The 26,683-nt window shown below is 28.3% G+C and carries 23 protein-coding genes; all 23 read left to right on the top strand.

The window, feature by feature from the left end; all coding sequences use genetic code 11:
• The first annotated feature begins 15 nt into the window (after positions 1 to 15).
• Positions 16 to 1,158 (top strand): toxic anion resistance protein, encoded by a 1,143-nt coding sequence (locus psyc5s11_RS05910; protein WP_224036698.1) that lies wholly within the window; start codon positions 16 to 18, stop codon positions 1,156 to 1,158.
• Positions 1,159 to 1,289: 131 nt separating this feature from the next.
• The gene (locus tag psyc5s11_RS05915; RefSeq protein WP_224036699.1) at positions 1,290 to 2,990 is read left to right on the top strand and encodes an ABC-ATPase domain-containing protein; all 1,701 of its coding nucleotides are present in this window, start codon (positions 1,290 to 1,292) and stop codon (positions 2,988 to 2,990) included.
• Positions 2,991 to 3,148: 158 nt separating this feature from the next.
• Entirely contained in the window at positions 3,149 to 3,658 is a 510-nt protein-coding gene (locus psyc5s11_RS05920; RefSeq protein WP_224036700.1) for a P-loop NTPase family protein, read from the top strand.
• 332 nt (positions 3,659 to 3,990) lie between these two features.
• Positions 3,991 to 4,818 carry a BglG family transcription antiterminator LicT gene (gene licT / locus psyc5s11_RS05925; RefSeq protein WP_224036701.1) on the top strand — a complete coding sequence of 276 codons (828 nt, stop codon included), beginning with the start codon at positions 3,991 to 3,993 and terminating at the stop codon, positions 4,816 to 4,818.
• A 126-nt stretch (positions 4,819 to 4,944) separates the two neighbouring features.
• A complete protein-coding gene (locus tag psyc5s11_RS05930) occupies positions 4,945 to 6,831 on the top strand; it encodes a beta-glucoside-specific PTS transporter subunit IIABC (protein WP_224036702.1) in 1,887 nt (628 codons plus the stop codon).
• A 169-nt stretch (positions 6,832 to 7,000) separates the two neighbouring features.
• Complete coding sequence (locus tag psyc5s11_RS05935; RefSeq protein WP_224038134.1) at positions 7,001 to 8,434, top strand: 6-phospho-beta-glucosidase; 1,434 nt, start codon at positions 7,001 to 7,003, stop codon at positions 8,432 to 8,434.
• A gap of 312 nt (positions 8,435 to 8,746) precedes the next feature.
• Positions 8,747 to 9,649, top strand: a complete 903-nt coding sequence (locus psyc5s11_RS05940; RefSeq protein ID WP_224036703.1) for a chemotaxis protein — start codon at positions 8,747 to 8,749, stop codon at positions 9,647 to 9,649.
• Between the two features lie 223 nt (positions 9,650 to 9,872).
• Positions 9,873 to 11,108 carry a L,D-transpeptidase family protein gene (locus psyc5s11_RS05945; RefSeq protein ID WP_224036704.1) on the top strand — a complete coding sequence of 412 codons (1,236 nt, stop codon included), beginning with the start codon at positions 9,873 to 9,875 and terminating at the stop codon, positions 11,106 to 11,108.
• 261 nt (positions 11,109 to 11,369) lie between these two features.
• A complete protein-coding gene (locus psyc5s11_RS05950; protein ID WP_224036705.1) occupies positions 11,370 to 12,566 on the top strand; it encodes an HDOD domain-containing protein in 1,197 nt (398 codons plus the stop codon).
• 47 nt (positions 12,567 to 12,613) lie between these two features.
• Positions 12,614 to 13,753: an FIST signal transduction protein gene (locus psyc5s11_RS05955; RefSeq protein ID WP_224036706.1), complete on the top strand. Its 1,140-nt coding sequence runs from the start codon at positions 12,614 to 12,616 to the stop codon at positions 13,751 to 13,753.
• Between the two features lie 4 nt (positions 13,754 to 13,757).
• On the top strand, positions 13,758 to 14,807 hold the full coding sequence (locus psyc5s11_RS05960) for a sensor histidine kinase (RefSeq protein ID WP_224036707.1): 1,050 nt from the start codon (positions 13,758 to 13,760) through the stop codon (positions 14,805 to 14,807).
• Between the two features lie 25 nt (positions 14,808 to 14,832).
• Positions 14,833 to 16,131, top strand: coding sequence for a response regulator (locus tag psyc5s11_RS05965; protein ID WP_224036708.1), 1,299 nt, complete (start codon positions 14,833 to 14,835; stop codon positions 16,129 to 16,131).
• A gap of 12 nt (positions 16,132 to 16,143) precedes the next feature.
• The gene (locus psyc5s11_RS05970; RefSeq protein WP_224036709.1) at positions 16,144 to 17,214 is read left to right on the top strand and encodes a response regulator; all 1,071 of its coding nucleotides are present in this window, start codon (positions 16,144 to 16,146) and stop codon (positions 17,212 to 17,214) included.
• Between the two features lie 105 nt (positions 17,215 to 17,319).
• Positions 17,320 to 18,204 (top strand): putative ABC transporter permease, encoded by an 885-nt coding sequence (locus tag psyc5s11_RS05975; protein ID WP_224036710.1) that lies wholly within the window; start codon positions 17,320 to 17,322, stop codon positions 18,202 to 18,204.
• Positions 18,205 to 18,676: 472 nt separating this feature from the next.
• Complete coding sequence (rpiA, locus tag psyc5s11_RS05980) at positions 18,677 to 19,357, top strand: ribose 5-phosphate isomerase A (protein ID WP_224036711.1); 681 nt, start codon at positions 18,677 to 18,679, stop codon at positions 19,355 to 19,357.
• 65 nt (positions 19,358 to 19,422) lie between these two features.
• Positions 19,423 to 20,391 carry a Gfo/Idh/MocA family protein gene (locus tag psyc5s11_RS05985; RefSeq protein WP_224036712.1) on the top strand — a complete coding sequence of 323 codons (969 nt, stop codon included), beginning with the start codon at positions 19,423 to 19,425 and terminating at the stop codon, positions 20,389 to 20,391.
• Positions 20,392 to 20,421: 30 nt separating this feature from the next.
• Complete coding sequence (locus psyc5s11_RS05990; protein WP_224036713.1) at positions 20,422 to 21,273, top strand: MurR/RpiR family transcriptional regulator; 852 nt, start codon at positions 20,422 to 20,424, stop codon at positions 21,271 to 21,273.
• A gap of 72 nt (positions 21,274 to 21,345) precedes the next feature.
• Positions 21,346 to 22,266 carry an aldo/keto reductase gene (locus tag psyc5s11_RS05995; RefSeq protein ID WP_224036714.1) on the top strand — a complete coding sequence of 307 codons (921 nt, stop codon included), beginning with the start codon at positions 21,346 to 21,348 and terminating at the stop codon, positions 22,264 to 22,266.
• Between the two features lie 280 nt (positions 22,267 to 22,546).
• Positions 22,547 to 23,113, top strand: a complete 567-nt coding sequence (locus tag psyc5s11_RS06000; protein ID WP_224036715.1) for a sigma-70 family RNA polymerase sigma factor — start codon at positions 22,547 to 22,549, stop codon at positions 23,111 to 23,113.
• Positions 23,114 to 24,043 (top strand): DUF4367 domain-containing protein, encoded by a 930-nt coding sequence (locus tag psyc5s11_RS06005; RefSeq protein ID WP_224036716.1) that lies wholly within the window; start codon positions 23,114 to 23,116, stop codon positions 24,041 to 24,043. It begins immediately after the preceding gene.
• A gap of 243 nt (positions 24,044 to 24,286) precedes the next feature.
• Positions 24,287 to 24,970, top strand: a complete 684-nt coding sequence (locus psyc5s11_RS06010) for a M15 family metallopeptidase (RefSeq protein WP_224036717.1) — start codon at positions 24,287 to 24,289, stop codon at positions 24,968 to 24,970.
• A gap of 121 nt (positions 24,971 to 25,091) precedes the next feature.
• The gene (locus psyc5s11_RS06015; protein ID WP_224036718.1) at positions 25,092 to 25,664 is read left to right on the top strand and encodes an RNA polymerase sigma factor; all 573 of its coding nucleotides are present in this window, start codon (positions 25,092 to 25,094) and stop codon (positions 25,662 to 25,664) included.
• On the top strand, positions 25,664 to 26,476 hold the full coding sequence (locus psyc5s11_RS06020) for a hypothetical protein (RefSeq protein WP_224036719.1): 813 nt from the start codon (positions 25,664 to 25,666) through the stop codon (positions 26,474 to 26,476). The genes psyc5s11_RS06015 and psyc5s11_RS06020 overlap by 1 nt, the downstream gene beginning before the upstream one ends.
• Positions 26,477 to 26,683 lie beyond the last annotated feature (207 nt).

Genomic DNA, 26,683 nt, shown 5'->3' on the forward strand with positions numbered 1-26,683 from the left:
AAGGAGGATATTAAAGTGAATAACGAATTTAAAGAAAGTACTGATGTAATGCCAAGTTTAACATTTGAGCCTTTTCAAGATGAGGTTTCTGTTACTAAAGTAAAAGAAGAAATTAAGCAAACAGAAGTAATTGATGATAGTAATTTTACAGAAGAAGAAAAAAAGATGGTAGATCAATTTGTAGAGAAAATTGAGATAACTAATTCAAATTCAATTCTACAATATGGAGTAGGTGCTCAAAAGAAAATTGCAGATTTTTCTGAATCAGCTTTAAATAATGTAAAGACTAAGGATTTAGGCGAAATAGGAGAAATGCTTTCTACTGTAGTATGTGAGTTGAAGAGCTTTGAAGCTCCAGATGAGAAAAAAGGAATTTTAGGTCTTTTTAAGAAAACTACAGGAAAGATTTCTGCAATGAGAGTAAAATATGACAAAGTTGAAGGTAATATAAATAAAATTTGTACTATGCTTGAAGGAAATCAGATACAACTTTTAAAAGATATTGCTATGCTTGATAAAATGTATGAAATAAATAAAGTATATTTTAAAGAACTTTCAATGTATATTTTAGCAGGAAAAAAGAAGCTTTTAAAATTAGAAAAAGAAGAACTTCCTATTTTGGCAGAAAGAGCAAGGATGAGTGGACTTCCAGAGGATGCACAGGAAACAAATGATTTTGTATCTCTTTGTAACCGCTTTGAGAAAAAAATCCATGATTTAGAGTTAACGAGAATGATTTCTCTTCAAATGGCACCTCAAATTCGTTTGATTCAAAATAATGATTCTTTAATGTCTGAGAAAATACAGTCTACAATTGTAAATACTATTCCACTTTGGAAAAGTCAAATTGTTCTGGCTCTTGGAGTTGCGCATTCTAGTAATGCAGCTAAAGTTCAAAATGAAGTAACAAATATGACAAATGAACTTCTACGTAAGAATGCACAAACACTGAAAATGTCAACTATAGAAACTGCTAAAGAGTCTGAACGTGGAATTGTTGATATTGATACTCTTCGTATTACAAATGAGTCATTAATTTCAACACTTGATGAAGTACTTCGTATACAAACAGACGGTCGTGAAAAACGTAAAGCTGCTGAAGTAGAATTAAAAAATATTGAGGAACAATTAAAAAATAAACTTTTACAGATTAGGTAATAAGAAAATTGATTATATAATAAATATAAAAGATGAGGGAGAAGGAGCAAATGTCTTAAGATATTTGCTCTTTTAGCAATTCAAAACAATAACAGATATGTATATTTTATAAAAATAAAAAGGAGATTTATATGAAAAATTCACAAGCATTAAAAAAAGATTTAGATAGAATTGATGGGAAAAGTTATAGGTTATATAAGGAGTTAGAAGGAGAATATGATTTCCATAATTACACACTTAGCATAGATCATGTTCAAGGAGATCCTTTTGCATCACCATCAAGAATTAGAGTAATAGTAAATCAAAACGTGGCGAAATTTCCAAGGGAACTTTTTAATAATAAAAACAAGAATATTGCAGTGGCAGATTATTTAACAAGAGAATTTTATTCCAATATAAATAGATGCAGTGAAAGAGTTTTTGGATCTGGAAAAAGTGGTTTAATAGCTATAAGTAAATGTCCACAAGAAATATTAGAGAGAACTTCAATAATTATAGATGAGGATAAAATTGAAGCAAGATTTTATGTTGGATTTCCAGCTAGAGGGCGAAGTGTTTTGTCTAGAGAGTTAGAAAAAATTTTATATAATGTTATACCAAACATTGTGGAGAAAACTTTAATATACAAGAATATTAATAGTGAAAAATTAATAAATAGAGTAAAGCTTGTTGAAGATCAAGAGTATATAAGAAGCGAATTACATGCTAAAGGATTGATTGCATTTGTAGCTAATGGATCAATGCTGCCTAGAGAAAGTGGAATATCAACAAAAGCATTAAGAAATGGTAAAACATTTGTTTCACCAAAGGAATTACAAGTTGAATTTAATACTCAGAGTAAAGGTATAATCAAAGGTATGGGTATTAAGAAAGGTATAACGCTTATAGTAGGTGGAGGATATCATGGTAAATCTACATTATTAAAAGCTTTAGAGCTTGGAGTTTATAATCATATTGAAGGTGATGGTAGAGAATTTGTTATAACGGATGAATCAGCTTTAAAAGTACGTGCAGAAGATAGTAGATGTGTAACTAAAACAGATATAACTTTATTTATAAGTAATTTACCTAATGGAAAAGATACTAAAGAATTTTGCAGCGAAAATGCAAGTGGAAGTACATCACAAGCTGCTAATATAATAGAAGGAATAGAAGCTAGCGCTAAGGTACTTTTAATAGATGAAGATACTTCAGCTACTAATTTTATGATGAGAGATGAATTGATGCAAAAATTAGTTTCTAAAGAAAAGGAACCAATTACACCATTTATTGAAATAGTAAGGCCTTTATATGAGCAAAAAGACATTTCAACAATAATAGTAGTAGGAAGCTGTGGAGATTTCTTTGATGTAGCAGATTGTGTAATACAAATGGATAATTATGAGACTAAAGACGTTACACAAAAAGCCAAAGAACTTAGTAATGGTCATATTATAAAAAGAATTAATGATAAAAATCTAAAAATAGATATTACATTTAATAGAGTAGTTAAGGCTGGAACTATTCAAGCTGGAGAAAAGGGCATTAAAATAAAAACAATAGGAATAGACACAATAAGTATAAATAAAGAAGACATAAATTTAAGATCTGTGGAACAAATAGTTGATAATGAGCAATTAAATGCTATAGGCTCAATTATGAAATGGGCAGAGAATAACATTGTGGATAAAGGTTTAAGTTTTGAAAATATGGTGGATAATATAATCTGTGAAGTAGAGAAAAGTGGATTATTATCTATAGAAAGAGTAAAAGGTGGAAGCGGAAGTCTAGCTAGGCCTAGGAAGCAAGAAATAATGGCTACATATAATAGATATAGAAATCTAAAAATCTAAGCATAATTATCATTTTCACTACATCCGTATAATTCATTTAGAAATCTAAGCATTTTGTAAAATATGTTATAATAAGCGTTGTGAAAACTATATTCTAATGAATAATAGTAAAAAATTGTGATGCAAGAATTATCTGGTTATTTATTTGGAGGTGTACTTTGAAAATTGATATTATTGGAGCTGTTGGTAGTGGGAAGACCATGTTATCACATAGGATAGCAGAAGAATTTCATATTCCTTGTTATGAACAAGATAATGTAGTTTGGATTAGGACAATAGACGGTGATGTTAGGCGTACAGATGAAGAAATAGAAAGAATGTTCATGGATATATTGATGAGTAAAAATTGGGTAATGGAAGGTTCACCAAGAAAACTTCTAAAAAAACGTTATGAATATTGCGATTATATTATTTTTTTAGATACACATTATTTTATAAGATTATATAGAATTTTAAGACGATGGATTCGGCAACGAACGGGAAAAGAATTATATAACACCAAACCAACATTAAAATTTTTATGGATGAATATAAAGTGGCATCATGAATTTAATAAAGATAAAAAACAGTTATTATGTGAATTGTTACAATGTGGATCAAGATATAAAAGGTTTAAAGATGCAAATGGTGCTATGAATTTCTGTTATAATACATACGAAATAAAATGAGTTTAGTTGTGCGAAAACTCAAAGAAATAGTTTTTACACAGCATAGGTTAATTCTCAGTTTTCTTTTATTGAGCATTATAGGTGGATAATTCACCTATATTTTTTGTGTGCTATATTAAAACATAGGCTAAAATAAAAAAAGGTATTGACAGATAAGCGTGAAGAAGATATTATAAACATATAAATTAAACGCTTACAAATGAATATTGTGATTGTTACTGACTAGATCAGGCGAAACCTTAATTAATGAGAAGAGATATTCTTGATCTCTTTTGATTAATTAGGGTTTTTATACTCTAAAGTACCATAATTGAATAGATCGGGGGTTAGGGATGATAATAAAAAAGATATTTAATAATAATGCCATATTAGCTAAAGATTCAGATAAACATGAATTTGTTGTTATGGGATGTGGAATTGCATTTAAAAGGAATGTAGGAGATAAAGTAGAAGAAAATTTAATAGAAAAAACCTTTATTCTTAAACAAAAAGATGCATCAGAAAAATTCAAGTTATTATTAGAAGATATCCCTACAGAACATGTATCACTATGTTATGACATTATTGAATATGCAAAAAACATATTAGGTGTTGAATTAAATGACTATATATATGTTACCCTTACTGATCATATTAGCTATGCATTAAAACTATTCGATGAAGGACTTAATAGACCAAACGCATTAATTTGGGAAATTAAGAAGTTCTATACTAAGGAATTTGAAATTGGATTAAAAGCTCTAGAGTTTATTGAAAGTGAAACAGATAAGAGGTTGCCAGAAGATGAGGCAGGTAATATAGCACTTCATTTAATAAATGCACAAGTTAATAACTCTAGTAATAAAGTAGAAGATATCACTCATCAAACAAAAATGCTACAAGATATTTTAAACATTGTTAAATATACATATAATATTACCCTTGACGAAAAGTCTCTTAACTATGGAAGATTTATTACACATTTAAGATTCTTTTTTCAGAGATTAAATAAAAATGAAAAAATAGAATCAGAAGATGATTTTTTATTAAAGCAAGTTCAAGTAAAATATAAAAAGGCTTATGAGTGTATGCAGAAAATAGAGAAATATTTAGAAATAGAATTATCAGATGAAGAACAATTATATCTGACTATTCATATTCAACGTGTTACTCAAAGATAAATTAAATAATTTGGATTGTTACTGGTAAAGCAGGCGAGACCAATATAGATAGTATTAAAATACTTACTATCTATTATTGAGTCTCGCTTTTTTATATAAAAATAAATTAAACAAGGAGAGATATATATGAAATATGAAAAGTTAGCACAAGACATAATAAAAAATGTCGGTGGTAAGGAAAATGTTAATAGTTTAACTCACTGTGTTACACGTTTACGTTTTAAGCTAAAAGATGAAAGCAAGGCAAATACAGAAGTTTTAAAAAATATGGATGGTGTTGTAACTGTTGTAAAGAGTGGTGGACAATATCAAGTAGTTATTGGAAATCATGTACCAGATGTTTATGATGAGGTTACTACTATAGGTGGTTTTCAAACAGCTACTTCAGAGGGAACAGAAGAAAAAATGAGTGCATTCAATAAATTTATAGACACTATTTCAGGCGTATTTACACCAATTTTAGGTGTATTATGTGCAACTGGTATGATTAAAGGATTTAATGCATTATTTGTAGCATTGCATATACTTAATAATACTGATGGAACATATCAAATTTTAAATGCAACAGGCGATGCTTTATTTAATTTTTTCCCTATCTTTCTAGGGTATACAGCAGCTAATAAATTCAAAGCTAACAAATTTATGGGTATGGTAATAGGTGCAGCACTTGTTTATCCATCATTAGCAGGGATAACAGCAGCTCCGGCGCAACCATTATATACATTGTTTGCAGGTACAATATTCCAATCACCAGTTTATATAACTTTCTTGGGTATTCCGGTTATATTGATGAGCTATGCATCAAGTGTTATTCCTATTGTTTTAGCTACATATGTAGGAGCTAAAATCGAAAAGGCATTCAAGAAGATAGTGCCAGACATGGTAAAGACATTTTTAGTTCCATTTTTTACATTATTAATTATTGTTCCATTAACATTTATAGTCATTGGACCTATTGCAACTTGGGCAGGGCAATTGTTAGGCGCAGGAACACTTTACATTTGTAATTTAAGTCCAACGCTTGAAGGTATATTATTAGGTGGATTCTGGCAAGTATTTGTTATGTTTGGATTACATTGGGGGTTAGTACCAATAGCAATTAACAATTTTGCAGTACTTCATTACGACCCAGTTATAGCATCATTATTTGCAGCTTCTTTTGCTCAAATAGGTGTAGTAGGAGCTATAATTATTAAAACAAAAAATAAAAGATTAAAAGCAATTGCTATACCAGCATTTATTTCAGGATTTTTTGGTATTACAGAACCGGCTATATATGGAGTAACTTTACCACGTAAAAAACCATTTGTTATAAGTTGTATTGCAGCGGCAATAGGTGGTGGTATCATGGGGTCTATGGGAAGCGTATGGTACATGATTGGGGGATTTGGTATATTTGGTATACCATCTTATTTAGGACCAAATGGATTAGATACAGGATTCTATGGTGCAATAATTGGTATGATAGTAAGTTTTATTTTAGGTTTCGTAATGATGTTCTTTAGTAAACTAGAAGAAGAAGAAGCTAAAGAAGAAAAAACAGAAAGTCCTTTAGTTAAACAAGAAATATTAGTTAGCCCATTAAAAGGAGATATTAAACCTTTATCAGAAGTAAAAGATGAAGCATTTTCAAAAGGAGCACTCGGAAAGGGTATAGCAATAGAACCAACAGAAGGTAAAGTAATTGCTCCAGTAAATGGAGTATTAACAACATTTTTTCCAACATGCCATGCGTTGGGAATTACAAGTAATAATGGTGCTGAAATATTAATTCATGTAGGAATGGATACAGTACAATTAGAAGGTAAACACTTTACTCCTAAAGCCAAACAAGGGGATGTTGTTAAAGTAGGAGATGTATTATTAGAATTTGATATTAAGGCTATAAAAGAAGCAGGGTATTCAGTAATAACACCTGTAATAATTACGAATTCTGACAGTTACTTAGACGTTATTGAGACTGATAAAAAAGCAATTAACTATAAAGAAGATTTATTAACAATAATGATATAAAGCATATTTAAAACATTTATAGGTTCTTACGAGTAAATTGTATGAAAGATTATAGACTACATTTTTTAGATGTAGTCTGTAGTCTTTATATATGGTAGTATATGTATAAAATAATAAACTGCAATTTATGTAGCATATGCTACAGGAGATGCATGGAGGAGAGAAAGTGATGAATAAAAATACGTTTCCAGAAAATTTTCTTTGGGGAGGAGCTACTGCAGCTAATCAATGTGAAGGTGGATATCTTGACGGCAATAAAGGATTATCTACAGTTGATGTAATTCCAGCAGGGAAAGATCGTTTTCCTGTAATGCTTGGAAAAATGAAAATGCTGAAATGTGATGATGAACATTTTTATCCAAGTCATGAAGCTATTGATTTTTATAAAAATTATAAGGAGGATATAGCATTATTCGCAGAAATGGGTTTTAAGACTTTTCGTTTATCTCTTTCATGGACACGTATATTTCCAAATGGTGATGATATAAATCCAAATGAAGAAGGTCTAAAATTTTATGATGATGTTTTTGATGAATGTTTAAAGTATGGTATTGAACCATTAGTAACAATAGTTCACTTTGATGTGCCAATGCATTTAGTAGAAACAATTGGTTCATGGAGAAGTCGCAAAATGATAGATTATTATGTAATATATTGTGAAACAATTTTTAATCGATATAAAAATAAAGTAAAATATTGGCTTACATTTAATGAAATTAATATGCTATTACATTTGCCATTTATTGGTGCAGGTTTGGTATTTGAAGAAGGGGAAAATGAAGAAACTACCAAATATCAAGCAGCACATAATCAGTTGATTGCAAGCGCAAAAGCAACAGAAATAGCACATAAAATAAATCCGGAATTTAAAATAGGTTGTATGTTAGCGGCGGGGAATACGTATGCAAATACAAGTGCTCCAGAAGATGTATGGAAAGCTATGGAGAAAGATAGAGAAAACTATTTCTTTATAGATGTACAATCTCGTGGAGAATATCCAAACTATGCAAAGAAAATGTTTGAAAGAATGAACTTTACTTTGGAAATGGAAGATGATGATGAGGCCCTTTTAAGAAATAACACAGTTGATTTTATTTCATTTAGTTATTATGCTTCAAGATTGACTAGTGCAGATCCAAAAATAAATGCAGAAACAGAAGGTAATGTATTTGCTACATTAAAGAATCCATATTTAAAAGCAAGTGAATGGGGTTGGCAAATTGACTCACTTGGACTGCGAATTACTATGAATTCGTTATATGATCGATACCAAAAACCTTTATTTATTGTTGAAAATGGATTAGGGGCTGTAGATATGCCTGATGAAAATGGAAATATAGCAGATGAGTATCGTATTGAGTATTTAAGAGAACATATAAAAGCTATGAAGGATGCTGTAAATGAAGATGGTGTAGATCTTATGGGGTATACACCTTGGGGATGTATTGATTTAGTAAGTGCATCTACAGGAGAAATGAAAAAGCGTTATGGTTTTATCTATGTAGATAAAGATAATGAAGGCAATGGCACACTAAAACGTTCTAAGAAAAAGAGTTTTGATTGGTATAAAAAAGTTATAGAAAGTAATGGTGAACAATTATAAAATAATATAGAGATCCCATAGTATGAAAAAACTCATATCATTAATAATAGTGATATGAGTTTTTTCATTTTAAGTGTAATGAAAAATATACAAAAAAATTCAGATGCAATAGTAAAATACGAAGTTTTTCAGCAATTATTTATTAATAATTAATTACGCAAAAGTTACAATTAAATGTAGACAAATGGTATAATATATAAGAATAAAGAGATAATGAATATTATCGATAATATAAATATAAAGATCAATTGAAATTATAGAATAGCTGTTTAGTTTAAAGGAAAAATAAAGTTGAAGTGAGGGGTAGATATTATGAATAATAATATATTATTAGAATCAGGTACTGGAGAAGTAGAGGTAATTGAGTTTATTGTTAATGGCAATCATTATGCAATTAATGTAGTAAAGGTTAAAGAAGTAATACAAATGCCTAAGAATGGGCTTACAAAATTACCAGATCCTAAGCCAGAAATAGCTGGACTTATACTGTGTAGAGATGAAATTATTACTTTAATTGATTTGAAATATATTATAACTAAGAAAATAACTGAAAATGTTGGCACTAAAATTATAATATGTGAATTTAATAAAATTAAAGTTTCATTTAATATTGATGATGTAGTAGGAGTTCATCGTATTAAATGGAGTGAAATAAGAAAACCTGACGATTTATCAGAAAATTCATTAGCTGTTGGGAATATACTTTTAGATGGTAAGGTACTAATTATGCTTGATTTTGAAAAGATAGTTACAGATATTTGCCCTAGTTCGGGAATAAGTGCGGACAGGCTTATAGAAGTAGAATACAAAGATAGATCAGACGCAAAATTAGTTTTAGCTGATGATTCAGCCTTAATTAGAAGACTTTTAAAAGATACTCTCACAAAAGCTGGATTTAAAAATTTAAGAATTTTTGACGATGGTAAACAAGCATTAGATTTTCTAACAAGATTAGCAGAAGAAAAAGGTGAAAGTTTTAATAAATATGCACAAATACTTATTACTGATATAGAAATGCCTCAAATGGATGGACTTACACTTACAAGAATGATAAAAGAAGATGTAGTTTTGAAAAAATTACCCGTAGTAATATTTTCATCACTAATTACAGCAGAGTTAAAACATAAGGGAGAATCTGTAGGAGCTGATGCACAATTAAGTAAACCTGAAATAAGCGAACTTGTTGATACTATAGATAGGCTATTAAGTATTTAACAGAATTAATAATAAAAAGTATATATCAAGGGTATAGGTAAGAAATTCCGTACCCTTTTTAGTTTGATTTATTATCTCAAGGGGGATGGAGTACATTTAAGGCGTATCTATTAGATTAATCAATAATATTCAAGAGAAAAAACAATTGATTTACAAGTGGAAAATATTGTATAATATAAAATGTAAAACAAGTGATTAGATTAACTTAAATTAGGGGGTTCTTATGGAAGAAAAAATTAGTTCTAATAAAATTATGCGAGGTATTATAATTTCTTTTTGCACTTTACTTGTTATAATGTTTGTTTCTGTTAGTAATAGCATTAGTGTTTCTGCTAAAACTGAGAAAGAAATAACACCTGAAGTCTATACCTTGACGTTAGAAGAATTAGGCGGAGTTAAAGAAAAAATTAGTGGGTCTGATATTGGGGTGAAATATAATTCAGAAACTCCTAGAGTAATAACTTATGATGATGGACTGTTACAAAAACGAATAAATAAACTATCTTGTCTTGACAGCAGTAAGATATTTAAATCTCAAAATGCTACATTATTTTATCAAAATAATGGGTATGTAATTTCAAGAGAAGTTTATGGAAATGAAATAAATAAGAATGTTTTATATGAACAAGTGGTAAAGGCAATTAAGAGTGGAGATACAACAATAAATTTGGAATCAACAAATTGTTATGAAAAGCCTAAGTTTACTGCAACTTCTTCAGAAGTTGCTTCTGCTAAGGATACATTAAATAAATATGTATCTTCAAAAATAACTTATAGTTTTGCTGGACTTACACAATATGTAGATAGTTCTGTAATAAAGAACTGGCTTGGAGTTGATGGAAATTCTCAAGTTACAATTGATGCGGGAAAAGTAAAAAATTATGTAGATACTTTAGCAAGTGCTTATACTTCATCATTAGGAATCAGCATAAAAGTTAATGGTGGTTATGAGGGTAATAATCATAGTTGGATAATTGATAGTACAGAAGAAACAAAATCATTAATTGAGAATATAAGAAATGGACAAGCTATAACAAAACAACCAATATATGCTCAAACTTCAGTAGCTAGCTATTTTAGCAATGTTGGTGAGACCTTTGTAGAAATTGATATGGCTAAACAACATCTATGGTATTATAAAAATGGTTACCTTGTTGTAGAAGGAGATATTGTTACGGGTAATGTAAGTGCTGGGCATTCAACTCCGGAAGGAGTCTATCATTTTTACGGTAAACAAAAAGATAGTGTATTAAAAGGAGAAGATTATGAAGCACCAGTTTCCTTTTGGATGCCATTTGTTAATCAAATTGGACTTCATGATGCAAGTTGGAGATCAACGTTTGGTGGAGAAATTTACAAGACAGATGGTTCACATGGTTGTGTAAATGCACCATATTATGTTGCAAAGGCAGTATATGAAAATATTAATATAGGAGATAGTATTATTTGTTATAATTAGTGAATATATAAGCAACAATAAATAAATTGCTACATGGACAAAAATATAAATAACTAAGAGGCCTGCAGATCATCATAAAATGAGGATTTGCAGGCTTATTTTTATGAAATTTTAGAAGAGTCAGAAATATAAATAAATTTATACATTAATTTGGTAATTTAATAAAGGATTATGGAATTAAATGTAGAAATACAAGAGTATAGCAAGTTTGAAAAAGTAAGTAATTGGATATAAAATAATATACATAAGGAGATGAATTTTATGTTAAAAACAATTCTTTTTGTTGATGATGAATCACAAATATTAAGATCTATTGCAAGAATTTTTATGGATACAGAATATGAAATAATTACAGCAGAAAGCGGAAAAGAAGCTTTAGTCATTCTTGAAAATCAAAAAGTAGATGTAATTGTCAGTGATATGAAGATGCCTAATATGACTGGTTATGAGTTACTGAGTCAAGCGAAAAAACGATTTCCTAATATAGTTCGTATAATTCTAAGTGGATTTTCTGATGAAAGAATTGTATTTGATGCTCTGCAAAAGAATATAGCAAAACTATATATTCTGAAGCCATGGGAGAATGATGTTCTTATTAATACTATAGAAAAAGTGTTTCAGATAGAAAATGTACTAAGGAACAATAAGAATGTTCTGAAGCTTGTAAACAATGCAGAAGAATTGCCTACTATTAAGACGTCTTACCAAAAGATTCTTAATGTAATAGAAAGTGAAGAAGAAATATATAAAATAGTTGAGGCAATAGAATATGATAACTCTATTGTTATAAAACTCCTTCATATTGTAAATTCATCATATTATGCAGTAAAAACAGGCTCAATTAAGAGAGTAGTAGCGTTTCTCGGTTTAGATAATATAAAAAATATAGTAATTGCATCAGCATTTATAGATGGATTAACATTTAATGATAAGGATAATAAAAGATTAGAGGTATTGTGGGAACATGCATTTATTGCAAATAGAATTATCAGTATAATATATAAGGAATTTTTAAATAAGAAGATTCCAGAAACTGAAATGAATGCAGGATTATTGAGTAATGTTGGGATTATTTTTATGATACATTCTTTTCATGATAAATATATGGAGATATTACAGGAAGTTGAAATTCAACATACTAGTCTAATTGAACTTGAAAATAAAGCTTTTGGAACAAACCATCAAGAAATAGGAGGGTACCTTCTACAGTGGTGGGATATTCCATTGCCAATTGTTGAAGCAGCACTTTATCATCATAATCCTTTTGATGATAATATAATTAATAAACAAATTGTATTTGCAGCACATATTGCAGAAAAATATGCTTGGGATATAGTTGGGGAAAATTATTATATTGAATTTGACGAAAATGTTTTCTGCGAGTTGAAAATAAATAAAGAAGAGTTTGAAAAGACAATTAAAGAAACTTTAGAATTAAGTGGATTAGTTAAGGCATAATGCCAATCAAAGGTAATTTGCTGAGCTTTTTTGGGGAGGTATAAATAATGGTCACTGAACAGTTTGCCTTTTATAAATTAGATGAAATAAAAAATATTGAATTATTGGGGAAGTTGGTAAATTCGAATTTAGTTCTTATGTTTGGTTCAAAAGAATTTATTTGTAATAAAGACGTATTTAATACAATAAGAATTAAATATCCTTGTGCAAGTATAATTGGGTGTACAACTGCTGGAGAGATATTTAAAGATCAAGTGAATGATAACATATTAACAGTTACGGCTATCTCTTTTGAAAATACCACAATAAAATTTTTTTCTTCAGAGATGGTAGAATTCAACAAATGTTATGAAAAAGGTTTAGAAATTGCAAAATCAATTCCAACTGAGAATTTAGCACATGTGTTTTTAATAGCTGAAGGAATAAATGTAAACGGTAGTAAAATAGTAGAAGGGTTAGTAGATGGACTTCCAGAACATGTGAAAATAACAGGTGGATTGGCGGGAGACTATGAAGGATATAAAGAGACTTTTGTAATTGCCAATGACTATGCTAAAAACAATTTAATTGGAGTGGTAGCTTTTTATGGAGATAAAATTAGGATTGGATATGGTTCGGTAGGAGGATTTGATACATTCGGAATAGAGAGAATTGTTACAAAGTCAAAAGATAATATATTGTATGAATTAGATGGAAAGCCTGTATTAGATTTGTATAAGGAGTATTTAGGTGAATATGCAAGTAAACTTCCAGTTAGTGGACTGTTCTTTCCTCTAAATATAAGGTCTGCTGATAATAAATATAATTATGTTAGAACTGTTTCTGCTGTTGATGAACAAAATAAAAGTCTTAAATTTGCCGGAGAAATACCAGAAGGTTATCATGGAAGACTTATGAGAGCAAATTTTAATAATCTTATAACTGGCTCCATGCAAGCAGCAGAAAATTGTCTTAATATTGTCAATTACGAAAAACCAAACCTTGCAATTTTAATAAGTTGTCGTGGAAGAAGAGTTATTTTAAATCAAATGATAGATGAAGAACTTGAGGTGGTAAGAAGTATATTCGGTAGTGATGTCATAGTTACTGGGTTTTATTCTAATGGAGAAATAGCACCTTCAGGCAAAGATAAAGTAACTGAATTTCATAATCAAACAATGACTATCACACTTATTGGGGAGGAATGATATTATGGAGGAGTTTCATAAACTATTAAAAAGGCAATTATCAAAGTATATTGGTGAAGATGAAATACCAGAAAAGTTTATACCTTTCATTGATGCAGTAAATTCTGCGTATATTGAATTTGAAAAAGATAAAATTTTAATGGAAAGAAGCCTGGATATAAGCTCTAGAGAATATAAAGAAAATATTCAAAAAATAGAAAAATTACAAACTCAAATTATTTATCAAGAAAAAATGGCTGGGATAGGACAACTTTCAGCAGGTATAGCTCATGAAATTAACAATCCATTAGGTTTTGTTAAAAGTAACATATATACTTTGAAAGGTTATAAAGATAAGATTAAAAAGCTTTTAGAATTGTATTTTAGAATTGAAGAGGATTTAGAAAATTCTGATAAGAATTTGTATGAAACAAATTTTTCGGAAATTATTGAGTATAAAAATAAAAACAAAATTAAGTTCATTTTTGATGATATAGATGATATTATATCCGAATCTAAAGATGGTATAAATAGAATAGAAAATATTGTAAAAAGCCTTCTTGGCTTTGCAAGAAAAGCATCTTCTTCAGAATTTAATGAATATGATATAAATAGTAATATTAAATCAACAATTACTATAGCATATAATGAAATTAAGTATTATGCAAAGGTTGAAGAAAATCTTGAAGAAGTGCCAACAATAAGAGCACTTGAGGGAGAAATAAATCAAGTACTTCTAAATATGTTAGTAAATGCGGCACATGCAATAAAATCAAAGGGAATTCAAGGTACAATTAGAATTCATACATATTATGAAAATGACTATGTAAAATGTGAGATTAGTGATAATGGAGCAGGTATTTCTGAGGAAAATGTAAATAATATTTTCAATCCATTTTTTACAACTAAACCAGTTGGCGTGGGGACCGGTCTTGGATTAAGTATTTCACACGATATAATAGTAAATAAGCATTCAGGATCTATAGAGGTAAACAGTAAGCTGGGAGAAGGCACAACATTTATTATTTCATTACCTATAAAGATTCCAAAGTGTAAGGATAATTTCAATGAGTGAAATATTAGTTTAGGAGTGTGAAATTATGAAAATACTTGTTGTTGATGATGATAAATTTAATCTTACTATCGCAAATGATTTTATAAAAAAAGCCCCTATAGAATGTGAAGTTATTCTTTGCAATAAGCCAACAGAAGTTCAAAGATTAATGGAAGAAAATAAATTTGATATTGTACTTCTTGACATAGTAATGCCTAAGATGGATGGTATTGATGTTTTAAAGCAAATAAGGGCAAATTCTGAATATGATAATGTTCAAATTCTTATGCTCACATCACTTACAGATAGTGATAGTTTTAAGAAATGCTTTGAAAATGGTGCCGATGATTATATAAACAAACCCATCAAGGAAGTGGAATTTTATGCGAGATTTAAGGCAGCTGTAAAAACTAGAAATAATTCTCTTATGTTAAAAGAGATGTTTGAAAGAATAAAAAAACAAAATAAAGATTTGAAACAACTCAATAAAACTTTGAAGGATACACAATTTCATATGATACAAAAGGAAAAACTTGCAGCTATTGGAGAATTGGCGGCTGGAGTTGCTCACGAAATTAATAACCCGTTAGGCTATCTTGGAAGTAATTTAGAAACTCTCTCGAATTTTGTATTAAGGATTCAAAAAATGATCAAAGAATATAGGGATTTAATTGATAATATAGATTCGAAGGAGAAAACTATTGAAAAAGCTGATATCAGTGAAAATATATTAAATATAAAAGATATGGAGAAGAAATTAAAGCTTAACTTTGTAATAGCTGAAATTGGTGAAATTATTAAAGATTCAACAGATGGAGTAAATCGTGTCTCAAAAATAGTAAAAAGTCTTCAAAACTTTGCTAAAACAGGTTTTGATGATGAAATGGCTATAAATGATTTAAATATGATTATTGATGAAGCTATATTAATCTTAAATTGTGATTTGAAAAGCGTAGCCACAATAGAAAAAAAATATGGTATTATACCACAGGTATTATGTAATAGAAGTCAAATAGGTCAGGTGATTTTAAGCTTAATTACAAATTCACTACAGGCAATAAGGAGTCAAAATAGATTAGATGGTGAGATAATTATACAAACTTTTAAGGAAAAAGATATGGTGTGTTGTGAAATTTGTGATGATGGTCCAGGAATAGAAGAGGATATACTTAATAAAATATTTGACCCATTTTTCACAACTAAAGAAGTGGGAAGTGCAACAGGAGTTGGACTCAGTATTTCACATGACATAATAGTTGAAAAGTATAATGGGGAATTTAATGTTAAAAGTATACCTGGTAAAAAGACGATATTTACATTTAAATTTCCAGTAGGTAAATTATGAGGAGGTTTTTAAATGGGTACAAGAAAAGTTTTATTTGTAGATGATGAAGAAAATATTCTAAGCTCCATAAGACGTGGACTAATTGATGAAGACTATGACTGTTTATTTGCTTTAAATGGTATAGATGCCCTTGAAATAATAAAAAATAATTCAATAAGCGTTATTGTTACAGATATGCGTATGCCCAAAATGGATGGTCTTACACTGTTAAAAGAGGTAAAAAAAATATCTCCTACTACTGTAAGAATAGTTTTATCAGGATATACTCAATTGCAACAAATACTTGCAACTATAAATCAAGTTGATATATTTAAATTTATAACAAAACCATGGAAGCTGGAAGAAGAATTTAAAGTTGTAATTGAGCAAGCCCTTCAATATTATACTCTTGTTATGGAAAGCGAAAATTTGAAAAAGGCGCTTGAAAATAAAAATGCTGCATATAAGAATATGCTAAAAAATATTGAAGATAGGATAGCATCGGCAAAAAATGAAAGTAATATAATAAAGCAGACAAGCAAGGTTATTTTTGAACATTTATTTAAAATAATTGATAATGAAATGAATGAGGATAAGACTAAACTTAATTATGAATTTGAAAGAGATTTTTGTAAATTTTATAGTCAAAATATAACCTCTGAAATTGAAGAATTAAATGTAGTTAATTTACTTGATAATTTCACATCATCCTTAATAGATTATAATAAACAACTTAAAGTTAAAGAGGACCTTAAATTTCCAGAAAACTATAAAATTAAAACTAACAAAATAATAGTTGATTGCTTTATGAAGTATATAATTATGTCTATTATAAATTCTAACAATAGTTACACCATGAATATTTATGGTGATATAAAGTATAATCTGGACAAAGAAATAATTGAATTTATATTTGATATAGTGGATTTAAAAAATCAAAAAGTGCCATCAGATAATGATATACATTTTATAGATGGAGATAAAATCGATTTTGTAAGTACATTTATGAATGAGTATTTAAAAGTATATAATGGAGCATTTAAAATAAAGAAGATTGATGATAGATTGATAATTAAGATTGAATTAATAAAAGATGCAAATTAAAATAAAGAAGAATATATATTTTATATTAAAATTAATTGATGAATATAAATAGTATATCTTTTATATGCTATTATTAAAAATAACGTATAAAAGAGGTGTGAGTTTTTGTGGGAATTAGAATTATTAGGAACTGATTTATATCATATTATTCATTGTTTTTTTATGTATAGCTTTTTAGGTTGGGTTATGGAAACTTGTTATGTATCTATTTTGGATAAAAAGTTTATAAATAGAGGCTTTGTAAATGGTCCGGTTTGTACTATTTATGGATTTGGGGCTTTAGCTGTTTACTTTATATTAAAACCATTCGAAAATAATATTTTAATATTATTTATTATGGGAATTATAGTTCCGTCTATTTTAGAATATTTTACAGGATGGTTAATGGAAGTTATATTTAAAACGACTTGGTGGGATTATAGTAATTATAAGTTCAATATTAAGGGCAGAATTTGTTTATTTAATTCTATTATTTGGGGTTTATTAACAGTAGCTTTATTCTTAGTCATTCAACCTTTTGTTAACTTCATTGTTTCTCTTTATCCTGTATCAGTAGGTAAGCCCCTTGCAATTATAGCAGTAGTAACTTATTTTATAGATTATGGAACAACTAGTTATTATGCAATGGATTTAAAGGTGAAGTTAAACAATATGTCAGATATAATGGATGAATTTGTATCCTATGCTCACTTGAGTAAGCTGTATGAAACAAAAGAAGATGTTATGGAATATTTAGAAAAAAGTAAACCAATTGAGCTTATTAATGAAATAAAAGAAAAATTAGCAGAATCTATTCAAGTAAATAAAGAAAATTATAAGGAAAAAATTTCGGAAAAATTCATTATATTAAACGATAAGTATGATTCTTTAAAATCTAAAAGTAATATAATACATAATCGTCTTTTAAAAGCCTTTCCAACGTTAAAAGTAAAAGATAAAGATAAATATGTAGAAGAATTAAAAGCGTATATTTTTAAAAGAAAAAAATAATATTAAATTATTTATGCACTATAGGAATTAACTTAGTGTTAGCTAAAATCATAACAGAATCAATTCTCTCTTTGTTCAGTTTTTTAATTCAAAAAAATATGTGTTTGTTCATAATAATAGACATGAAATAAAATAGTAAGAATAAAAAAGGCAAATTGCAGCAACTGACTTATTAATATTAGATTACCAATAGCAAAAGTACTTAAAAATATGTGAAATATATTTAGAATATATAAGAGAAAAAGGATGTTCTAAAGTGGATTAAAACTACTTTAGAACATCCTTTTTATATCTAATGATTTTAAGGGAAAGTGTCAATAGATCCTACTATAGAGAAATAATATTTCGTGAAAAAAATATTGACGAAATAAACATGTCGTATTATTATAAAAATAGAGTATACAATAGTATTGTTATTAATCAAAGAATAAATTAGTTTGTTATGTAAATACATATAAGGAGGTGCTGCATTATGAATGATAACGATTTAAAAAAAAGTTGTGCTAAAGAAGCTATGAAATACATAAAAGATGGCATGATAATAGGTCTTGGCGGAGGTAGAAGTATAGCATATTTAATAGAACATATAAATGAAGATAAAAATATTAAAGTTAAGATAGTTACACCTTCAACAAAAACAAAGTTTCTTTGCATAGAAAATGGATTAGAAGTTATGCACACTTGTTCTGTGGATAAAGTGGATGTAGCTTTTGATGGCTGTGATCAAGTTGATGAAAATTTAAATGCATTAAAAAGTGGTGGTGGAATTCATACTAAAGAAAAACTAATTGCTAGTATGGCTGAAGAATATATTCTTCTTGTAGACGAAGCTAAAGTTGAAAAATCATTAACGTTTAAAGCTCCAGTTGTCCTTGAAATTTTAGAGGATTCATTAAAGTATGTTGAAAAAAAAGTATTAGAATTAGGTGGAAAGCCAGTAGTTAGAAGCAGTGATATAAAAGATGGGTTTACTATAAGCGATAATGGAAACTTACTGATGAATGTAAATTTCAGTGATGTTAAGGATATTTATGAACTTAATAACAGTTTAATAAATATTTGTGGAGTTATAGAAACATCTCTGTTTACGAGTGTTATCACTAAAGCAATTATTGCTGGTGAAAAAGGTATTAGAGTAATTTCTAAAAGATAAACTATATATATTAAATAAATAACTTGAAGCTGTAGAAAATAAAATATAAGTATGAGGTGAAAGATATGGATAAAATAAATTGGGCAATACTAGGTCCAGGAACAGTTGCAGTAGACTTTGCAAAGGCTATATCAGAAGTTAATGGAAGTATATATGCAGTAGGCGCAAGAAGTCTTGAAAAGGCAGAATATTTTTCTAGTAATTATAATGTTGAAAAAGTTTATGGAGATTACAATGAAATGCTAAAGGATGAGAAAATTGATGTAGTTTATATATCAACTCCTCATTCTAATCATTATGAGTATATAATGGAAAGCCTTAAAAACAATAAGCATGTGCTTTGTGAAAAAGCTATTACTGTAAATGGTAATCAATTAAGTGAAATAGTTAGTTTGGCAAAAGAAAAAAACTTAATTGTTGCAGAAGCTATGACTATTTATCATATGCCATTATATAAAAAGTTACGTCAACTTGTTGATGACGGAAAACTTGGTAAGATAAAAATGATTCAAGTTAATTTTGGAAGTCTTAAAGAATATGATGTTACAAATAGATTCTTTAGTCCAGATTTAGCAGGAGGTGCGTTACTTGATATAGGTACATATGCTTTATCATTTACGAGATATTTCCTTTCAAGTCAACCAAAAGAAATTTTAACTACAGTAAAAAAATTTGAGACTGGAGTAGATGAACAATCTGGTATAATACTTAAAAATCAAGATGATGAAATGGCAGTAATTTCACTAACTATGAGAGCAAAACAACCAAAGAAGGGTATTGTATGCGGAGAATTAGCGTATATAACTGTGGGGAATTTTCCAAGGGCAGATACTGCTACTATTACTTACCCAGACGGAAAAATAGAAGTTATAGAAGAAGGTGATACTTCAAAAGCCTTAATTTATGAAGTTGAAGATATGAATAATTGCATTATGAAGAAAAGTAGCAATGATACATTAGGTTTATCTGTTGATGTAATGACTATAATGGATGAAGTTAGAAAACAATGGGGATTAAAATACTCTTTTGAGTAGCCACTTTGTTGTTAAAGGAGTAATTAACAGGTGAAAGATATAGAGAAAAATGTATTAGATAAGATTTTATGTATTTATAAAAATTTGTATGAAGCAGAAAAAAAAATTGCTGATTATGTTATCAATAATAAGGAAAAGGTCATTGAAATGACAGTTTCTGAACTAGCAACTCAAAGTAATGTAAGTGAAGCTACCATAGTTAGGTTTTGCAAAAAATGTGATTTCAAAGGGTTCCACGATTTAAAGATAAATATTGCTAAGGAAATGGTAAATTCAAAGAATGATAAGGTATCTAATGAATTAGATTCTAATAATATAGCACAATCGCTTCAAAATATATTAGCAAATAAAATTGAAGAATTGAAACAAACTATATCAATGATCAATGAAGATGATATTAAAAACATATTAGATGCAATTAAAAATGCAAGGATTGTGCAATTTGCAGCAGTTGGAAATACGATACCTGTAGCAATGGATGGAACCTATAAATTTAATCAATTAGGAATAGCATCTGTTACAAACACCATATGGGAAACTCAACTTGCATTTGCATATACCTTAACTAATGAAGATGTAGTTATAGTAATATCTAATTCTGGATCTTCAAAGAAACTTGTGACCCTACTAGAGATTGCAAATGAAAGACATGCTACTACTATTTCTATAACAAATCATGAAAATTCTCCAGTGGCGAATGAAAGTAAGTATCACATAAATACAGCCACAAGGGAAAAATTATTTTTAGATGAATTTAGCTTTTCAAGAGTTTCTGCTATGGTTGTTATAGAAGCTTTATATTTACTTTTAACAAGAGATAAAAAAGATGCTTATAGTTGGATTAGTGAGCATGAACAATCTATTGCAGATGATAAGCTTTAAAATTATGAAAAATAAGTAAAACCAATTAGTTAAGTGGATTTTATATGAAATAGAATTGAGAGGATGATAAAAATGAAAAATATAAATATGGGGAATAGTGGAATTGAAGCTTCAGAAATTGGACTTGGATGCATGAGAATGGCAGAACTTGAAAAGAGTGATGCAGAAAAGGTAATTAAAACTTCACTAGATGAAGGAATTAATTTTTTTGACCATGCTGATATATATGGAAGAGGAAAGTCAGAAGAGGTTTTTGCAGATGCAATTAATATGAATCCAACTATAAGAGAAAAAATGATTATTCAAACAAAATGTGCCATAGTGCCTGGAGTAATGTATGATTTTTCAAAAGAACATATTTTAAATTCAGTAGATAAAAGTTTAAAAAGATTAAATACAGATTATGTGGATACATTACTTTTACATCGTCCAGATACACTTATGGAACCAGAAGAAGTTGCAGAAGCTTTTTCTAAATTATATAAAGAGGGCAAAGTCAAAAAGTTTGGTGTAAGTAATCATAGTCCAATGCAAATTGAATTGCTAAATAAATATTTAGACAATAAAATAATTATCAATCAATTGCAATTTGGTATAATGCATACTGGAATGATAGATTCTGGATTAAATGTGAATATGAAAATAGATCCTTCAATAGATAGAGCTGGAAGTATATTAGAATATTGCCGTCTTAAGGATATAACAATTCAAGCCTGGTCTCCTTATCAATATGGATTCTTTGAAGGGGTATTTTTAGATAATGATAAATTCCCAGAATTAAATAAGAAAATAAATGAAATTGCTGAGAATAAGGGAGTAACTAATAATACAATAGCAACTGCATGGATATTAAGACATCCAGCAAAAATCCAAACAATAGTAGGTACAATGAACTCAAATCGTCTTAAGGAAATATGCAAAGCATCAGATGTAGAGTTAACAAGACAAGAATGGTATGAGATATACTTAGCAGCAGGTAATAAGTTGCCATAAATGTAAGTAAAGAAATAATAAGCTATCATAAAGTGGAATCAAATTCTATTTTATGATAGCTTATTTTATTGTAATTATATATTGCATAATAGGAGTTAGCTAATTATTAAAAATAAAATATTATAGAAATCATAATGTATAATATTAGAAATAAGGGAATTAATTTTAAAAATATACAAACAAATTAAAAAAGTTGTAATGGAATGTAAGAAACAACGTATTAACATATGTAAGCAACTTAGCTAAGTAAATAAGATTGCAAGAGGAGGAGATTAATAAGGTGGAACCAGTTACCGTTGTGGATTTTTCACACCAAAATGAAAAAATACATGAGAATATAGATAAAAGGGAAGAGTTTACAGAAATTTTTCAGCTTTATTATAAGAGAGTGTATAACTATACCTATTATAGAGTTAATTCACAGGAAGCAGCTGAAGATTTGACTAGTAATATATTTGAAAAAATTATAGTAAGATTCAATACTTATGAAAATGAAAAATCAAAATTTGAAGTTTGGATGTTTACTATTGCTAGAAACACTATAAATGATTATTTTAGAAAACAAAAAAGATATAAAATTATATCAATTGATAGTATTCTTGATTTAATGTCAAGGGACAAAGGTCCAGAAGACTTAATGATTAATAAAGAAAGAAATAATAAATTATTAGATGCACTAAATGTTTTAGATGCAAAGGAACGGAATATTATTGCATATAAATTTGGTGGGGATCTTAAAAATACAGAAATTGCAAAAATATTAAATATTAGTGAAAGTAATGTAGGAGTAAAGCTCCACCGGATTATGAAAAGATTAAAAATTGAAATGGAAAAGGAGGCTAAATAAATGAAAGAAATTAAATTTCAAGGGAAAAGAGAAGATTTTATAGAAGGTATAGATGATGAATTTCAAGATTTAGCTAGACAATTAAGTAATATGGATTTTAGTAAAGAAAGTAATAAAAATTCTGTGTTAAGTACCAATTTAAAAAATCTCAATAATGAAGGAGATAGTAATATGAAAAAAATAAACAAAATAAAGAAAACAGGTATCGCAGCAGCATCATTATTAATTGCATCAACATTATTTGCGCAAACAACTTTTGCACAAGTTGCAGTAAACAAAATTATTAAAACAATATCTTTAGGACATATAACAATGGTACAAGAAGAGGATGATGAACTTAAGGAAGTTGAGTTGCCAGATTCACTTAAAGGAAATGTTCTTGATAAAAATAAAAATCCTCTTGAAAAAATAACAAAGAATATTTATGCACAAGGTATATACACAAAGGATGGAGAAAAAATTTACAAAATTGATTTCGAAAATGGAACAATTGTAACAGAAGAACAAGCTAAACAAATTGAAGAGAAAGCAAAAGAGAATACGTTATGTGTTTCAGATAGCAGTACATTAAATCAATACACTTGCTTTGATGTTAAATTGCCTTCATATTTACCTAATGGATATACATTTGATAGAGCAGAATTTACTAAGGACGAATCAGGTAATGTAAAAGATAGCAAATATGCAGAATTATATTTTAAAAATCAAAAAACAGGAAAGGAAATATATATGCAAGAAAGATTTGCATGTGAAGAAACTAGGGCAGAAGGAGGTTCAGATGATATTGAGAAAATTAATATTAATGGTGTAGATGCTATATTATCAGACGGTAAGAATATTGATTGGGAAGCTAATAACACTGTATATAATTTAGTTGGTAAAAACATTGGTAAAGATGAAGCTATAAAAGTTGCTGAATCAATTAAATAAGGAGAAATTTAGTTAGCCAAATAAAAGGTATACACATTATAAAATACATGAAAATGTACATTTAAGAGGTCTGTAGATCCTAGTAAGATATAGGATTTACAGACTTATTTTTAATTGTTCTTTAACACTTAATTTCAGGTGTTTGTAAATAATGGAATACTTTTATTATAAGTTTTGGCTAATAATTTCTCATGGGAATTTTTTGAGATTTATAACAATTATAAATTATGGAGGTATATAATTTTGAAGAAGTTATTTGTAACACTATTACCACTGTTAATAGTAGCAATAGTACTTTATGTTATATTTAAACCTAATCCAATGGACAAGAGTATGACTTATAATAGTAATGAAAAGTCCGGTGATTGCCTAATTTTAGTAAATAAGAGTAATACATTACCTAATGATTACATACCTAAAAATTTGATAATGCCTAATGTTAAATTTGCATCATGTGCATCAAATGAGGAAAAAATGATGCAGGGTGAAGCGGCTAAAGCATTGGAAGAATTATTTAAGAGTGCTAGTAAGGAAAAGATAAACTTATATGGGTTATCAGCTTATAGATCTTATGAAACACAGAAACAAGTTTATGATAAAAGAGTAAAAACAGTAGGTAAAAAACAAGCTGATAAATATGTAGCACAACCTGGAGCTAGTGAGCATCAAACTGGACTTGCAATTGATGTAACTAATGGAGATGGTGCCAAAGATAAATTAAAAGTAGACTTTGGACAAACTAAAGAAGGAAAGTGGTTGAAATCCAATGCTCAAAATCTTGGATTTATTATGAGATATCCTATGGAAAAAGAAAATATAACGGGGTATAGTTATGAATCTTGGCATATCCGCTATGTTGGAGCAGATGTAGCTAAGAAAATATATAATAAGCATATGGTGTTAGAAGAATATTTAAAAAATAAATAAGATGAATTCATGTGCTTAAATAATTTTAAAATAAATTTTTATTATAAATGAACCAATTGATAAGTTAAAGGCTCTTATATATAGATGCATCTAAAAAAGCTTTAGAGAAGGAGAAATTAAGTTGAGTGAAATAGAGCTTGTTAAAAAAATCCAGTCTGGTGATATGAATGCCTTAGGTGAAATATTTGAAATATATAAAAATGGGGCACTTAAATATTCATATCTTATTACAGGTAATAAATTTACGAGTGAAGATATTGTACAAGAAACATTTATAAAATGTTATATAAATGTAAATAGCTTAAAAAAATTAGAACAGTTTAAACCATGGTTTTTTAAAATTCTTACAAGAATTGCTTGGAAACATGTTGGTAAAGAAAAGAAAGCATTGCCAATAGAAAATATTTTTGAAAAAGCAGATGATGTAAGTATTAATGAATCAATAAATATGTACATGAGAAATCAAGAGGAAGAAGCACTCCATGTTGAAATTGAACATCTAGATTTAAAACAGAAAACAGTTATAGTACTTTATTATTTCAATGGATTGTCAATTAAAGAAATAGCAAAGGTTATGGGATGCTTTGAGGGTACGGTAAAGTCAAGGCTTCATAGTGCAAGAAAAAAATTAAAAGAAAGCTTATTGGATAATGAAGGATATAACAAAGTAAAGGCAAAGGAGTGTGAAGTTTAATGAAAAAACAACTAAGTGAAGATATAGATAAAAAAATTAAAAATTGCTTAAATAATAGAGCAGAAGAAATTTCAGCTTCACAAGATATGTTCTTTAAAATCAGAGCTGAAATCTTAAAGGAGAATAAAGGAGTGTTTTATAATATGAAAATTAAATTTTTAAGAGCAAGAACAGCTATAATAGCAGGGATTCTATGTGTAGTAACAACAGTAACTGTTGTGGCAGCAACAAATGGTGCATTTTTGGTTTCAAGATCTAACAAAAATAATGCAATTAAAAGTTTTCCAAGCACTGATATAGTAAAAAGTGCTGTTAATTTTTTACCTAAATATGTAGAAAACCTTAATGGCGGATTTAAATTTTATGAATTTAATTATATTGAGAATTCGTTAAAAAATGATGATGGGAATACAGTCGCTAAACCTAAAAGTGCATATTTTGCTTATAAAAGAGATGGAGCTAAGAAAAATCGAAATTTAAATATGTATGTAGATCTAATTGATAAATCAGAGTTTGACAATATGATAGAAAAAATAAAGGATAGAACTGAATATAATGACACTAAAATATATTATCATAGTATTAAATGTAAGGATGTTCCAGAAGATTACAAACAAACAGAAGAAGATTTAAAATTAATTAATGAGGGACGTTTAGAGATGGCATTTGGCAGTGATGAAATTGAAGAATATAATAGTCAAAGTGTTGAATGGTATGAGAATGGTATTGAATATAACATTATAAATAACTCTTATGATGATGTAGATAGAGATGCAATGATTCAAATGGCTAAGACTGTTATAAATAAATAGGTTTAAGTTAATAAACATAATAAGTTATTGATAATAGAGTGAGGTAAGTTACACAAAATATAACTTGCCTCACTTTTATTATTTATGAAAGAGATTATAGATAATATATTGAAAAAAACTGATAAATATGTAACGTATCCTAAGTGCGAGTACGCATCAAACTGGACTTGCAATTGATGTACCAAATGAGGATGGTGCCAAAGATAA

This window comes from Clostridium gelidum (assembly GCF_019977655.1).
In the GTDB taxonomy this organism is placed as follows: domain Bacteria; phylum Bacillota; class Clostridia; order Clostridiales; family Clostridiaceae; genus Clostridium; species Clostridium gelidum.

Excerpts from the sequence above, each read along its gene's own strand:
- psyc5s11_RS05985 (WP_224036712.1), top strand. The coding sequence starts at position 19,423 with ATGGATAAAATAAATTGGGCAATACTAGGTCCAGGAACAGTTGCAGTA.
- psyc5s11_RS05945 (WP_224036704.1), top strand. The coding sequence starts at position 9,873 with ATGGAAGAAAAAATTAGTTCTAATAAAATTATGCGAGGTATTATAATT.
- psyc5s11_RS05995 (WP_224036714.1), top strand. The coding sequence starts at position 21,346 with ATGAAAAATATAAATATGGGGAATAGTGGAATTGAAGCTTCAGAAATT.
- psyc5s11_RS05935 (WP_224038134.1), top strand. The coding sequence starts at position 7,001 with ATGAATAAAAATACGTTTCCAGAAAATTTTCTTTGGGGAGGAGCTACT.
- psyc5s11_RS06005 (WP_224036716.1), top strand. The coding sequence starts at position 23,114 with ATGAAAGAAATTAAATTTCAAGGGAAAAGAGAAGATTTTATAGAAGGT.
- psyc5s11_RS06020 (WP_224036719.1), top strand. The coding sequence starts at position 25,664 with ATGAAAAAACAACTAAGTGAAGATATAGATAAAAAAATTAAAAATTGC.
- licT (WP_224036701.1), top strand. The coding sequence starts at position 3,991 with ATGATAATAAAAAAGATATTTAATAATAATGCCATATTAGCTAAAGAT.
- psyc5s11_RS05915 (WP_224036699.1), top strand. The coding sequence starts at position 1,290 with ATGAAAAATTCACAAGCATTAAAAAAAGATTTAGATAGAATTGATGGG.
- psyc5s11_RS05940 (WP_224036703.1), top strand. The coding sequence starts at position 8,747 with ATGAATAATAATATATTATTAGAATCAGGTACTGGAGAAGTAGAGGTA.
- psyc5s11_RS05955 (WP_224036706.1), top strand. The coding sequence starts at position 12,614 with ATGGTCACTGAACAGTTTGCCTTTTATAAATTAGATGAAATAAAAAAT.
- psyc5s11_RS05965 (WP_224036708.1), top strand. The coding sequence starts at position 14,833 with ATGAAAATACTTGTTGTTGATGATGATAAATTTAATCTTACTATCGCA.
- psyc5s11_RS05970 (WP_224036709.1), top strand. The coding sequence starts at position 16,144 with ATGGGTACAAGAAAAGTTTTATTTGTAGATGATGAAGAAAATATTCTA.
- psyc5s11_RS05950 (WP_224036705.1), top strand. The coding sequence starts at position 11,370 with ATGTTAAAAACAATTCTTTTTGTTGATGATGAATCACAAATATTAAGA.
- rpiA (WP_224036711.1), top strand. The coding sequence starts at position 18,677 with ATGAATGATAACGATTTAAAAAAAAGTTGTGCTAAAGAAGCTATGAAA.
- psyc5s11_RS05960 (WP_224036707.1), top strand. The coding sequence starts at position 13,758 with ATGGAGGAGTTTCATAAACTATTAAAAAGGCAATTATCAAAGTATATT.
- psyc5s11_RS05930 (WP_224036702.1), top strand. The coding sequence starts at position 4,945 with ATGAAATATGAAAAGTTAGCACAAGACATAATAAAAAATGTCGGTGGT.